Source organism: Duncaniella dubosii, from assembly GCF_004803915.1.
In the GTDB taxonomy this organism is placed as follows: domain Bacteria; phylum Bacteroidota; class Bacteroidia; order Bacteroidales; family Muribaculaceae; genus Duncaniella; species Duncaniella dubosii.
Genome location: NZ_CP039396.1, coordinates 720,069 through 732,765, shown reverse-complemented (window position 1 = coordinate 732,765; position 12,697 = coordinate 720,069). Strand labels below are relative to the sequence as shown.

13 protein-coding genes and 2 pseudogenes are annotated in these 12,697 nt (G+C 45.2%); 5 read left to right on the top strand and 10 right to left on the bottom strand.

The window, feature by feature from the left end; genetic code table 11:
* Positions 1 to 11: 11 nt before the first annotated feature.
* The 5 genes from E7747_RS03225 to E7747_RS03205 all read right to left on the bottom strand — a co-directional run bounded on the left by E7747_RS03225 (position 12) and on the right by E7747_RS03205 (position 4,169).
* The gene (locus E7747_RS03225) at positions 12 to 1,175 is read right to left on the bottom strand and encodes an MFS transporter (RefSeq protein WP_228449236.1); all 1,164 of its coding nucleotides are present in this window, start codon (positions 1,173 to 1,175) and stop codon (positions 12 to 14) included.
* Positions 1,176 to 1,193: 18 nt separating this feature from the next.
* Positions 1,194 to 1,520 (bottom strand): DMT family transporter, encoded by a 327-nt coding sequence (locus E7747_RS03220; RefSeq protein ID WP_107037010.1) that lies wholly within the window; start codon positions 1,518 to 1,520, stop codon positions 1,194 to 1,196.
* A gap of 209 nt (positions 1,521 to 1,729) precedes the next feature.
* Positions 1,730 to 3,331 (bottom strand): IS66 family transposase, encoded by a 1,602-nt coding sequence (gene tnpC, locus E7747_RS03215; protein ID WP_136413423.1) that lies wholly within the window; start codon positions 3,329 to 3,331, stop codon positions 1,730 to 1,732.
* Between the two features lie 78 nt (positions 3,332 to 3,409).
* Entirely contained in the window at positions 3,410 to 3,766 is a 357-nt protein-coding gene (tnpB, locus tag E7747_RS03210) for an IS66 family insertion sequence element accessory protein TnpB (RefSeq protein ID WP_136413421.1), read from the bottom strand.
* On the bottom strand, positions 3,753 to 4,169 hold the full coding sequence (locus tag E7747_RS03205; RefSeq protein ID WP_136413419.1) for a hypothetical protein: 417 nt from the start codon (positions 4,167 to 4,169) through the stop codon (positions 3,753 to 3,755). The genes tnpB and E7747_RS03205 overlap by 14 nt, the downstream gene beginning before the upstream one ends.
* Positions 4,170 to 4,336: 167 nt before the next feature.
* On the opposite strand from E7747_RS03205, the pseudogene E7747_RS03200 reads away from it, so the two are divergent.
* From E7747_RS03200 to E7747_RS03180, 5 genes and pseudogenes are all read left to right on the top strand, one after another.
* Positions 4,337 to 5,667 (top strand): annotated as a pseudogene (locus tag E7747_RS03200) (PcfJ domain-containing protein).
* 52 nt (positions 5,668 to 5,719) lie between these two features.
* Positions 5,720 to 5,977 (top strand): hypothetical protein, encoded by a 258-nt coding sequence (locus tag E7747_RS03195; RefSeq protein ID WP_136414065.1) that lies wholly within the window; start codon positions 5,720 to 5,722, stop codon positions 5,975 to 5,977.
* Positions 5,978 to 5,988: 11 nt separating this feature from the next.
* A complete protein-coding gene (locus E7747_RS03190; RefSeq protein WP_136414063.1) occupies positions 5,989 to 6,201 on the top strand; it encodes a DUF3873 domain-containing protein in 213 nt (70 codons plus the stop codon).
* A 271-nt stretch (positions 6,202 to 6,472) separates the two neighbouring features.
* Positions 6,473 to 7,171, top strand: a complete 699-nt coding sequence (locus tag E7747_RS03185; RefSeq protein ID WP_123612910.1) for a DUF3800 domain-containing protein — start codon at positions 6,473 to 6,475, stop codon at positions 7,169 to 7,171.
* Positions 7,172 to 7,174: 3 nt separating this feature from the next.
* Positions 7,175 to 7,714, top strand: a complete 540-nt coding sequence (locus E7747_RS03180; protein ID WP_136414061.1) for a hypothetical protein — start codon at positions 7,175 to 7,177, stop codon at positions 7,712 to 7,714.
* A gap of 191 nt (positions 7,715 to 7,905) precedes the next feature.
* Here the strand turns inward: E7747_RS03180 and E7747_RS03175 are convergent, their stop codons facing one another.
* The 5 genes and pseudogenes from E7747_RS03175 to E7747_RS03155 all read right to left on the bottom strand — a co-directional run.
* Positions 7,906 to 8,403, bottom strand: a complete 498-nt coding sequence (locus E7747_RS03175; RefSeq protein WP_136414059.1) for a lysozyme — start codon at positions 8,401 to 8,403, stop codon at positions 7,906 to 7,908.
* A 207-nt stretch (positions 8,404 to 8,610) separates the two neighbouring features.
* The gene (locus E7747_RS03170) at positions 8,611 to 9,630 is read right to left on the bottom strand and encodes a tyrosine-type recombinase/integrase (RefSeq protein ID WP_136414057.1); all 1,020 of its coding nucleotides are present in this window, start codon (positions 9,628 to 9,630) and stop codon (positions 8,611 to 8,613) included.
* Entirely contained in the window at positions 9,623 to 10,306 is a 684-nt protein-coding gene (locus E7747_RS03165) for a tyrosine-type recombinase/integrase (RefSeq protein WP_168185207.1), read from the bottom strand. The genes E7747_RS03170 and E7747_RS03165 overlap by 8 nt, the downstream gene beginning before the upstream one ends.
* Positions 10,307 to 10,571: 265 nt before the next feature.
* Positions 10,572 to 11,516, bottom strand: a complete 945-nt coding sequence (locus E7747_RS16460) for a tyrosine-type recombinase/integrase (protein WP_168185206.1) — start codon at positions 11,514 to 11,516, stop codon at positions 10,572 to 10,574.
* Positions 11,517 to 12,405: 889 nt separating this feature from the next.
* Positions 12,406 to 12,681 (bottom strand): annotated as a pseudogene (locus tag E7747_RS03155) (TraQ conjugal transfer family protein); the annotation flags it as partial.
* Between the last annotated feature and the right edge of the window lie 16 nt (positions 12,682 to 12,697).

Here is a 12,697-nt window from a genome sequence, read left to right as displayed (position 1 = left end):
GTCATTATAATTCAATCGGTAGTTAATATGCTTATGAATAATGAAATCAGTGTAAATAATATTCCAATAATAATAGTCCCAATCCATTGATATTTTGTCCACAATATGCCCGCTATAAGTGTTCCTATGGTTCCCCCGACGAAATATAGTATCATATACAATGTGTTTAGGAAATTTGCATTGACATTGCTGCTTGTTACTACTTTTGTCTGATTGGAGAGATGTATGCATTGCATACCGGCATCAATAATCAGGACTGTGATAACTATGCTTACGAAATATCCATCAAATGCAAGTGCTGTAAACCAAGCGAATAACATTGATAACGCACCGGCAATCGAACATCTCCTACTTCCCCAAGTTTGGGTGTGCTTGCTTAGTATTATCACACATGAAGCACCTGCTATACCGCAGAGCCCAAGACTGCCGATTACATCATCTGAGGCAAAAAACGGGGAGGCTTTCATCCGATATGATATACAACTCCACAGGGCGAAGAAAGATGCGTAGGCGGTTGCAGATCTTGCTGCTGAAGTATGCAGCGTTTTGTTATGCCGCAATAGACTGATCATTGATTTTAGAGTCCCTCTGTAGTTGGACGTTGGCAACGTCTTATCGCCGGGTAAAGTTATCGCTATTGCTATCAGGCATAAAAGCATCACAACGGATGCAAAGAAATAAACGTAACGCCAGGAAATGGCTTCTGATATGATTCCGCTTAGAAATCGGGAGCCTAAAATGCCAATCAATAAACAAGACTGAATTATACCTATGTTCAGAGCCTTGTTTTTAGGCTCGGAATAAAGAGCCGCCATCGGTATAAAAAATTGAGGCATTACAGAACTGATCCCTATTATGAAAGATGATAATTTTATGATAAACAAGTCTTTCGTTATAGCGACTGATAGAAGAGCCATAGAACAGCAAAAATAATCAATTGTTATGATACGCTTTTTTGATAGAGTATTGCCAAGAGGAATGACTATACATAATCCTACGACGTATCCGAATTGAGTAAGCGCGCTGATTATGCTTCCATCATACTCAGAAGCGTGGAAGTCGGAAACAATACTGCCCAATAGCGATTGGTTGTAATAACAATTGGCTACCGAGAAGCCAGTAGCCAATGCCATAATAATAAGAAGGAGTTTTGGTATTCCTTCATTTTCTTTCAAAACACAAGGCATCTTTTCTTAGTTTGTCACGAGCTTTAGTCCGATAATTGATGCAATAAGAGTAAAGATAAAAAACAACCGCAAAGGGGTGGCCGGCTCTTTGAAAACCAAGATGCCTATAATTACCGTACCGACTGCACCGATTCCTGTCCATACCGCGTATGCCGTACCTATCGGCAAGGTCTGAATGGCCTTCGCAAGTAGGTACATGCTAAGCACTGTGGACAAAAGAAAACCAGTACCCCATAAATAAAACTCTGTTCCGGTTGTTGCCTTGGTTTTTCCAAGACAGAATGCGAGGCTAACCTCAAACAATCCGGCAAGAAACAGCAATATCCAATTCATTTTTTATTTTGGTTTAAAGATTTTATCAGTTTGACCCTTATCATATAGTCCAACGAATATTTTCCGGCACCGGATACCCATATTATGATAAATGTTGTCAAATAAATAAAAGACAGCTCTTTTGCTGAAAACGGGTCTCCGGCATGAATGTACAACCGTCCGCGACAGCAGGTATAGCTTAAAAAAATAGCCGTCCAGGTTTTGGGCGGCTATTTTTGTGAGAGTTTCCAGCGGTCGGGAAGCAGGTCGCGGTATTTTTCGATCGGGGTGTTTGGCGGCCATGCGGCACATCGGTCGATTATGTCGCAGAAGTAGTCGAAGACGTTGACTCCGCAGCGGTGGCAGGTGATCGCAAGAGAGTGGTACAGGGCGGCGGCTTCGGCTCCGGAGTGGGAGCCGATTGTAAGTCGGCGACGGGTCAGGGATATGTAGCGGTTGATTCGCTCGACTTCGTTGTTGTCGAGTCTGTAGGTGGGTGAGGCAAAGATGCGTGGTATCTCGTCCCATTGTTTGAGTGCATGTTCGGTGGCGGCGAGCAGCGGGTCGTCGGGTGGCACGCCGATGCGGTCTTTGACTGCTGTCAGTCTCATGCGGATTTTCTCGAGCATCACCTTGGAGTATCGTTGTCTCCACTCAAGGTGCTTTCCCGCCGTCCATCCGTCTTTGCCTATGCGGTGCTGATGCTCGAAGTGGTAAAGGAGTCCGAAGAGCTTTGCTATTTCCTGCGCCTTTGGATTGTCTTTCAGATCGAGAAACTTTCGCTTGATGTGCTGCAGGCATGGCAAGCGTTTTATCCCGCTCATCCCACCGATTCCGATATGCCGGTATCCCGAGTAATAGTCGCACTGGAAGGCTCCGTTGAAGCCTTTTATGTGTTGCTCGAAGACTTCGGCCGAGCGGGAGCCGTCGTCATAGAAGAAGTACACAAGCCCGGTTGTCATGCCGACGAACACCCATATGTAGCCTTTCTTGATCTTTCTTCCCGAAGGAGTTGCCACCTGCAGCCGCACTTTCTGATAGGTCTCGTCACCGCAGATATAATTGTCCGCGACTATTGCCTGACCCAGCGCCTTGTATAGATTTTCCAGATGTACCCTTACCTTACTTACGAGCTTCTGTGCGGTGCCTTTGTCAAGGTCGAAGCCGTGGGCACGGAAGTATTCGACAGCATTTTCAAGTGGCATGCAGTGGAGATAGCGTAGCTCGGCGAGTCCGGCTATGAAGGAAGATGTATACTGCGAGTTAAGCAGCGGTGTGGCGGGTGCGGAACCTTTGTATATTTTCTCGTCCTGCACGTATTTTCTGACCTTGTAGATAATTTTTTTGAAGCGCATCGGCTCCATGACGTAGCGCACGACATCGCACTCGCCGATAAACGTCGCCGCCTCGGGATTGAAGTCCGGACTGTCAGGCTCCACTATAATGGTCTCCACCTCACACTCCGGATGCGTCTTCCTTTTGGCGCCGTTGTTGGTACGTTTCTTCTCTGGCTTCTGCTGTCGAGTTTCGGATGTGGCAGGAGTCGTCACCGGTTTCTTCTGACGCTCCGACGGCGAGCCCTGCAGACGCTGCACTGCCTGACGCGCGGCTTTCTCTTTGCTCAGTTCCGCACTTTTGCCTTTCATAGCCTCCTCCATTGAGGCCATTTGCTTGCGCAGTTCATCTACAGTCGCCACAAGCTTCTCGTTGGTCGACTGCAGCTTTTCATTGGATAAAGTAAGCGAGCTGACAGAGGCCAACGCCTCGTCGAGCCGCCCTTGAAGGAACTCGATCTGACGTTGCAGAAACTCTATCAACTCGTTCTTTTTCATGGTGTAAAGTTACAAAAAATATCTGACATTTGCAACTTTCCACGCCATTTATTTATTTGATTAACAAATTATTAAGCCTTATTTTACGGCCATTCTGAAGCGATTTTCGACCATCACCTTCACAGGCGTGAGGCCCCTCATCAGCATATAGAAATCGTCCCATTGGAGCCTGCGCACGCCGTCATCGCCCTTTTTGAGCACCTCCCGGAAACGGCCTCGCGACAGTCTTTTTGTGTACATCAAAAATCCGTCGCCATCCCATTTCAACGCCTTCATGGTCTTGCGGTCCTTTGAGAAAAACACATACACATCGCCCGATGCCGGAGAATGCCCCTTCCACGACCACACCATCTGGGCCAGACCCCGGATGCCGTAGCGCATCGATACCGGCTGCCGGCATACCCAGAGCCGCATATCCGCCTCAAGACTCCACATCACTCCTGCGTGTCATGACATCCACCAGAAGCGCCAGCCCCTCCGCGCTTATCTCTCCCAGACTCACGCCTCGGCCCCAACCGAGTTCGATGTGCACGTCACGCACGACACTGGTGGCACCGACATCCCGGCTCTCATCCGCAACCTGAATACCGGGAACCTTAACCTCCCGGAATAACGGCCCGCCACCTTCCCGCGACGAATCCGGTCTCTCCGGCAGACTGCGTTGATAATCGCTTATGCTGATTTTGCGGCGCCGAAGCCACTCATAAAGCCGCTGGACGTTGACGCCGGTACCGGCACAGAAACGGTTCAATGCGATATAGCCGTCTGTCTCGCATTGATTCTTGTAACGCGTCCATGTCTCTGAATAGACATCGGACAAAGACTTGTTATAACCCATGATTCTTTTTGTCGACAAAGATACAACTCTCTTTCGGAGTTCGTCAATATGCTATCGCGGATGGTTGTACGTCCAAAATGCGCAGACCTTCGCAATCCAAGAAAGCGACAGAGAACAGACCCCAAGTTGAACAACGCAGTCTATTTGACTTCTAATACATTACAGCTATGAAACCCAAGACAATGATACAGAAAGAGGTCGCACGACTTTCAGCAACCCTGCGACCAATATCCACAAAGCAGACCGAGTGGGCATACACCAACTGCGTTGAACATATCGCATACCGAGCCAAAAGCGGTATGCTTACCTGCCCGACTGCGGACACTCATGGAAAAGCGGTGACGGCACGCTGTGTGACGCCCTTGAAGGTTGCATCTGCCCTCACTGCGGAGCGGAACTGAAAGTGCAGGACACACGCAGACGCACTCAGAAGGGTGTACGGTATTTCTGCATACTCACCACCTGCCGGGGTTATCAGGTAATCAGAGTGGCGCAGGCTCACTATTCAAGCAAGAAGGGAGAGCCGATGAAATTCTACTGCACCGAGGTGGTTCAGCGTTGGATTTCACCCGACGGCAAAGTGACCGACATGGCATTGCTCCGCACATTTCCATCCTACTACTGCGACCAGTGGTCGTTATACAGCGACATGGAGGTGCGCCCATACAACAGCCTTTACGATGATGTCTGCAAGTGGAGCGAAGTCTATCCGCTGATACGCACAATCCCACAGCTCAGACGCAACGGGTTCAAGGGCGATTTCTACGGTATTTCACCCGTGTTGCTTTTCAAGAGGCTGCTTTCCGACACACGGATTGAAACGCTGATGAAATCCGGAGAGATTGAGGACATGAAATACTTTATCCTCAACCCACGCAATGCCGAGATGCTCTGGGCATCATATCTAATCGCCAAACGCCACCACTACAAAATCAACAGCCTTGAACTGTGGTGTGACTATCTGCAAATGCTGAACAATCTTGGGCAGGACATACGCAACCCGAAGAACATCTGCCCCGCAGATTTCATTGACGCACACGACAGGGCGATGCGCAGAATAGAAGCCAAGCGAATGAAGGAGCGCACTGAGAATGAACGCCGATGGGAAGCTGAAAGGCGTGACCGTGAACAGCGTAAACTGTTGGAGGAGAAACAGCGTGAGGACGATTTCAAGGCTATGAAGTCCAAATTCTTCGGGCTGGTAATCTCCGACAACGAGATAACGGTAAAGGTTCTTGAAAGTATCGAGGAATACTATGAGGAAGGCAAAGCGCAGAATATATGCGTGTTCGGAGCTGGTTACTACACAAAAGCAGAGTCACTTGTGCTGTCCGCAAGGATTGGTGACAGAATCATAGAAACCGTGGAGGTTGATTTGCAGACCCTCAGAGTGGTGCAATGCCACGGCAAGGGAAATCTCAACACCCCATACCACGACCGCATTGTGGATTTGGTAAACTCCAACGCCCAGCTAATCAAAGCACGAATGACTGCCTAATGTATAATCCGACCTGCGTCAGCAATGGCGCAGGTCACAACACCCACCGATTATGAACGTGACATTTGAACATCCGACCATCATATTTGACGATAAGATAGCCGAAATTATCATAGAATTTGTGAACCATATTCTCTATGCCGACAGCGAGAAAACGCTACGGCAGATAGTAGCTGACTTTGCCAATAAGTACGACCTTGACCGATACTTCGTATATGGCTTTGGCAGTCACCATCTATGGCTTAAACAAAGGAAGATAACCAACCCCGATATAACTTTTGAATATCGGATACTGATTGTAGAATACTAAACAGCAATACTATGGCAACCAAGCTAACCGCCAACGGAGTCAGCACTACTACCACTCCCGGCACTGAACAATATGAGGCGTTTTACACCGGCTACCGCTCACGGCGAAAGAAACACTATCAATATGACTACCGCCACACTGACGGAGAGTTATATTCCTGCGTGGCAGACACTCTCAGCGAGTGCAGACGACGCCGTGACGAGTGGCTTAACAAGAAGAAATAACATTAGCCAAGTCGTAATATAGAAAAGGTTGGCGACCTCGCGATGAAGTTGCCAGCCTTGATTTTGCCAAAAATTTCGGCCGCCAAAAGGCGGCGATTGGGGATCTTTTTCTATAATATCTCAAGATTTTCAACATATACTTGAATCAGGGAGAGAAATCACCAGATATGAAATGCGCAGACTGGAATTTTGAGCAGTATAACCTTAATCAATCACTATCACAATAGAAAGTTGATTCATATGTGTTTTTGTAGTATCTTTGCATACTATTATGGAACAAAAAAACAAGACATTCAATATATATTGCGATGAAAGCACCCATTTACCAAATGATGGGTGTCCTTATATGATATACGGGTATGTAAGTGTAGCCTCTAATCAAATAAAAATGATTAGAGAGCAATTAAAGGCTATCAAAACAAAATATGCCTTTAATGGCGAATGGAAGTGGACTGGGATACACGACAAGACATATCAAATGTATCGAGAACTGGTAGAATATTTTTTCTCGGTATCCGGCCTGAATTTTCGGGCGGTAGTCGTTGACAAGTCACATATAGACGAAAGTCGGGCGGAATATACATACAATGATTTTTATTTCAGAATGTATTTCCAATTATTGCATCATAAAACAGATATGGCTGCGCTACATAATATCTATTTTGATATTAAGGATACCTGTAGCCAAATGAAACTGCACAAGTTAAAGGACATACTTAAATATAATGCTTCGATAGGCAATTTTCAATTTATCCGTTCTCATGAGAGTGTTTTCCTTCAACTGGCAGATGTCTTAATGGGGGCAATAAATTACAAGTTGCGGATTAAAACCGGAAACATTGAAGGGAAAGTTGTCGCAAAGCGTAGAATTATTGAGTACATTGAAAGCCATTCATACGTATCATTAACTTGCACCTCTCCGCTCTCTGCACAGAAGGTGAATTTATTTTATATTTCTCTTAAACATTAAACGATGCCTTTTAATAAATTGAAAAAATATCCCGATTTGTTAGACATTGCGTTTATGTCTGACAGAGATCGGAACAATTCCTTGAGAGGTATTTTTGACAGGGATATAACGGATAATCCAAATTTTATCTTCAGAGGCAAGCGGATTTATCCGTTAAAAAGTGATGGGGTACTGGATATGGACAGAGAATTTACTCATCTTACCACGGAAGAAATTGAAATTGAGGAGGATGGAAAGAGAGTTAAACATCGAGTATTTGACATTCATCGTTCGCAACGCTTACATTGGATAAGACCTCACATAGAAGAAAAAATTGACGATAGTGTCATTATTTTTAGTGCAACAGAACGCGACAAGAAAGCTCGTAAAGATGTAATCAAAACATATATTTATAACAAGACCCATAAATATGTTATAGTCCTTGAGCCTCAGCATGGTGATTCAAAAGGCTATTTCTTGCTTACAGCGTACTATCTTAATCGAGAATATGGGGAGAAGGCGATATTAAAGAAATATCGTAAGAGATTGCCTCAAATACTATAGTATAAATACAATCTTTATTTACCCCACCATAAAACACAAGGCTCAGATTTATGCCTTGATAAACCGAGCCTCGAAACTCCTTCTGTTTACAGATGAGCGATGCAAAGGTACAAATAAAAATTTATATACCCAAGCATTATATAATATATAACGTAAATAAACTTATTTTGTTGTGTTGGGCACAGCGGCTATCACTTATGATTGTACAAGCATAAGTATTCTGTCAGCCTCCGTTGGTGCAATTGCTTGTGGAATTTACCTTTGTAGTGGCAGTGGGCTGTGTAGGCTTTGAAGATGTTGCGGTCGCCGGATTTCAGCATACGATATACGGAGCTTTTTTTGACTGCGCCGGGGCCTATGTTGTAGGATAGAACACCGAGCAACAGCGCATCATTCGGTGGAAACTCCTTGAAAATCGCAATAAACTTTCTCAAATCCTTTCGTAACAGGGCATCGGCTTCTTTTTCGCTCATACGATAGCCTTTGAAATATTTTTCACCGGGCAATTTTCTATGCCCATAGCCCAGATAAGGCCAGTGGCGACGGGAGTCATGCAACGTTTCAAATTTCTTGATGATAATCACAGCTCTCTCGAATGGCGGCAGTTCCATTATGTTTATCTTCCGCCCGGCGGCGTTGCCCACCATCACGGTGAGCAACGCGAGGAACATCAGCAGGATTTTCTTCATCGGATAGCCGGGTTTACGGGTGTCACAATCGGGCTGACAATCTTGCCGTCGTTATCGTCGCCGCTGTCTGTTCCCACGGGGTTGAGCTGAAGTTATCCTCTAATGTGGCGATGACATTTATGTTTAACAGTGCCTCCAACGATGAGTAAATCAGATATGTAAGTTTGCTGTTCACAACATTATTTTGAAGGCACTGGCAGAGATTCATCATAGGCTATCCAAGTAAGAGAGAAGATTTTCATCGGTTTTCCATGAGATTTTCTTCCCATTGGAACTATCGATAGCACAGGTCATGAGAGCTTTAGCTTTCATCTCCATATTTACTTCAGCATAGATGTTCGTTGTGTTTATAGATACGTGTCCGAGCCAAGCACGGATCGTATTTATATCCACTCCTGCTTGCAGAAGATGTGTTGCGGTGGTATGCCGGATCGTATGTGGGCTAACTCTCTTGTCCCTTACGGAAGGGAACTGTAGTTCCAGTTTTTGAGCATACCGACTCACCACTTCGTATATTCCAAATCGGGTTATACGTTGGCCGTAGCGGTTTAAGAAGAGTGGTTCATCTGGCTTTCTGTCATTGATTATTGTCTTAAGGATTGCACAGACATTGTCCCAAAGGGGGCATCTGCGAGTCTTGTTTCCTTTCCCAACAATGGTTACCAAGGGGATTGTTGATTCACTTTTGCTTTTGGCAAGCGTCACGGATGATACGTTCAGGTCGGATGCTTCTTCGGCTCTCGCTCCTGTATTGTATAGGAAGATCAAAAGAGCGTAGTCGCGTCTGCCCTGAGCGGATCTCTGGTCGGGCAGAGATAGCAAAGCATCCATCTCAGACTTTTCAAGATACGTTATCATTTTCTTAGGGGCTTTCTTCTTAGGGATATTGCGTATGTTTCGGCTCCATTCCATATGCTCCGGAGAGTTCATGGATACATACTTTGCGAAGGCCTGTAATGCGGCAAGTCTTTGGTTTCGAGTAGCCACTGAGACGTTACGGGTTTCCTGCTGATTGTCAAGAAAGTCTGACACGACATTGATTGTCAGTTCCTGAAGGTGGAGCTTGTCTGGATTTTTATTACAGACATCTCGAAGGTAGCCAACAAGAAGTCTGAAGGTATCGCGGTAGCTACGTACCGTATTACGCGACAGATTCTTGGCAGCCAGCATATAGTCGGTGAGATAACGCCGCACCCAATAACTGAGATATATGGTTTTTTCATTCATGTTGATTTGTTTTGGGGTTTGCATATTCAAAGAATAGATTGGCCGCATCTGAGAGCAGTCCGGTAGTCATGGTAAGATACACAGTTGTGTAACTCACTTGTTTATGGCCCAGATAGGTAGATAACACAGGCAAAAGAGTCTGAACATCCTTACCATCTTGGTACCACTTTCTTAATCGGTTCACAGCGAACGTATGACGAAGATCGTGGATACGTGGCTGATACCTTGTGTTGTCGTTTCGGCTGATTCCTGCTTCTATACGTATCTTTTTGAAGATGCCGTTTATGCAGTTCAGTCTCATTGACGAGCCGTTACACATAATCCATAGAGATGTGTCTTCATCAGAGATCTTGCAGTTGTCCTTTCTCCATGAAAAGAACTTTTCAATCAGTCTCTTTACTTCCTCGTTGAAAGTGACAGTTCTTGACGTGTAAAATTTGGATTCATGGATTGTGATACAACAGTTTGCCAGATCCACATCTTTCATGCGAAGGCTCATGGTTTCTGAGATTCTTAACCCCAGCACATATGTCAACTGAAGGATTGCTTTGACGCATTCAGGATATGTGAGAGAAGGCCGTTTCTGATATGTCATGGCAGCTGAGAACAACTTCTTGAGCTCGATATCTGAGTAAATATACGGTGTTATTCGCTGCGGTTTCTTAGGCTTATCCATAGTCAAGGGTATTTTTGATACATACCCTCGTGACATGCACCACCGGAAGAAGCCAGACAGAGCAGCGTGACGCGTAAACCACTTTCGAGTAATCTCGTTGCCTCCTGATTGCAAAAAATCTGATGTGATGGATGCGGTTATCTCTAACAGATTCATATCTTTCCCAGATAATTGCAGAACTGTTTCAGAAGATTCGCATTGGTTTTGAACGACTCTCCCAATGAACGTCTATACTCGACATATTTGTCAATGGCACTATTGAGCATCATAACTCAAGCACCTCCTTCCAGTCCATATCCGACACTTCCCTTAGTCTGGAGAAATTGACTTTGGCGTAGATGGCGGTAGTATCGATTTTCACATGTCCGAGCACATCTGCGACTTCTTTAAGAGAGTGTCCTTCATTGACCAGTCTCGTTGCGCAACTGTGTCGGTAACTGTGAGGACCATGATGCCTTATGTTGAGTTGCCTGCCTTCCAGAGATCTACTTGCCACTTGGTAAACTGTTGATGTACATATACCGTGGAATGGAGCTCGGGTAGTAAGGAACACAAACTCCTGCTTCGGATACTTTGGACGAGCTTCAAGGATATATCTCAGAAGTGGCTGTGCAACCTCATCTATCAGAGGCATTACCTGCGGTCTGCATCCTTTTGCCCTACGCAGATGAATGACGCTATTCCGCCAGTCAATGTCCTTGAGTCTCAGTTCAGTGATTTCACTGGATCTCAAGCCATACATTGCCAAAAGCGATAAAATTGCATGATTCCTTATGCCCTGAATCGTCGGATTTCGCGTAGATTCAGTCAAGATAACTTTCACATCATCCCAATGAAGATATGACGGAAGTTGCTCCATCGTGTACAGCCGAGGGGCGGAAAGTGTTTTCCACAAATCGTCTTTCACCCATTGTCTATCAGCCGCATATCTGAAGAAGCAACGTAGTACGGATACAAGCCCTGCAATAGTGCGTCGATTACACCCATTGTAATGACGTTCTTTGAGATAACTGTCAATGTCTGTAGATTGAATATCGGCAAGCAATAAACTTGAGCCCTGAAGGTAATTCATCAGATGACGAAGTATACTCAGACGGCTTCTATGAGTCTGGGCAGAATATCCTTTGGATTCAACAAGCCAGTTGAGATATGACATGATCTTGTCTTTTTCGGGAAAATCATGTTCCTCCGGCTGGGCAAGTAGTCCCATATGTGAAAGCCAATTAGTTGTGACATGAATGAACGTCCGATAACTATTATCGGTACCGGATTTCTTTCGTTTGCTTGGATCCTCAACATCTCGCCATATAGCTGCCGCGTTTTGTATTTCACTCATGGTTACAAGAGAAGTAGATGGTAAATCAAGCAACTCTATGGCTGTCAGTTGATATTGTGCGATTCGTCTCAAAGTCACTGAAGGAACCCCCTGTTGTTCTTGAGCTTCCAGATATGCGAGCCGTTCCATATACATCGGTGAGACAAGGTGTCGAACTCGAAAGTATCCTCTTGGAAAAATCTTGCTGATTATATTATCCTCAGGATAATAGCGGTGATCCAGTCTTCCCAAATATGTCAACCATCTCTTGGACGCACCAAGAAAGCGACAATGGAAATTAACCTCCACGCGCATATCACACCGTTGTTGACGTGTCATCGAATCCCATTCAGATGTCTTTTGGACGATATATTCCAATGGAATCTCGAATGTGTCACTTTCTCTAAGGGCAAGAAGTTCATCAATTGCGATTAGCAGACCAGCCAATCCTCGCAAATGTCGAATGCCCATTCCATCTGCGTGTAGTTTGTGCAGATATGCTTGTCTTTGCTCAGAGAATGAGGCTTGCTCATGTCTTTGCAAATCCAAGAAGTTTGTGAATAGTAAATTAAACATATTGTAGAATTAAAAAATGTCTGATATAAAATATGACTATTTTCTTAACCCTAAAATTATGTTGTTATGATTAAAGTTAATGCACACACCCTTAATCACTTATCAGGTGATGCAAACATAAATGTCATCGCCACATTAGAGGATGTATGTTGTCCATTACATAAGTCTTCCACAACCACGAGGAATTTATGGGCATCGGCTGATTTGGCGTATAGTTCAGACGGAAGGTCTTGCTTTCCAGAAGCACACGGTCGTTGTTGACCAGCACCGGGCCGTCAACGAGTTTTAGCGAGCCTTCGCCGTCATACTGGAAGTAGCGGATTGTGTAGAGGGTGTTGGAATAGTTGCCTTCCGGCTTTATCTCGAAGCGCAGTTCGATGGTCTGCCCTTTGGCAATCTTGTCAGCGTATGGCATCACCTCCACTGTGAAGGGATAGGACTGCTGGTACAACCGTCCGCGACAGCAGGTATAGCTTAAAAAAATAGCCGTCCAGGTTTTG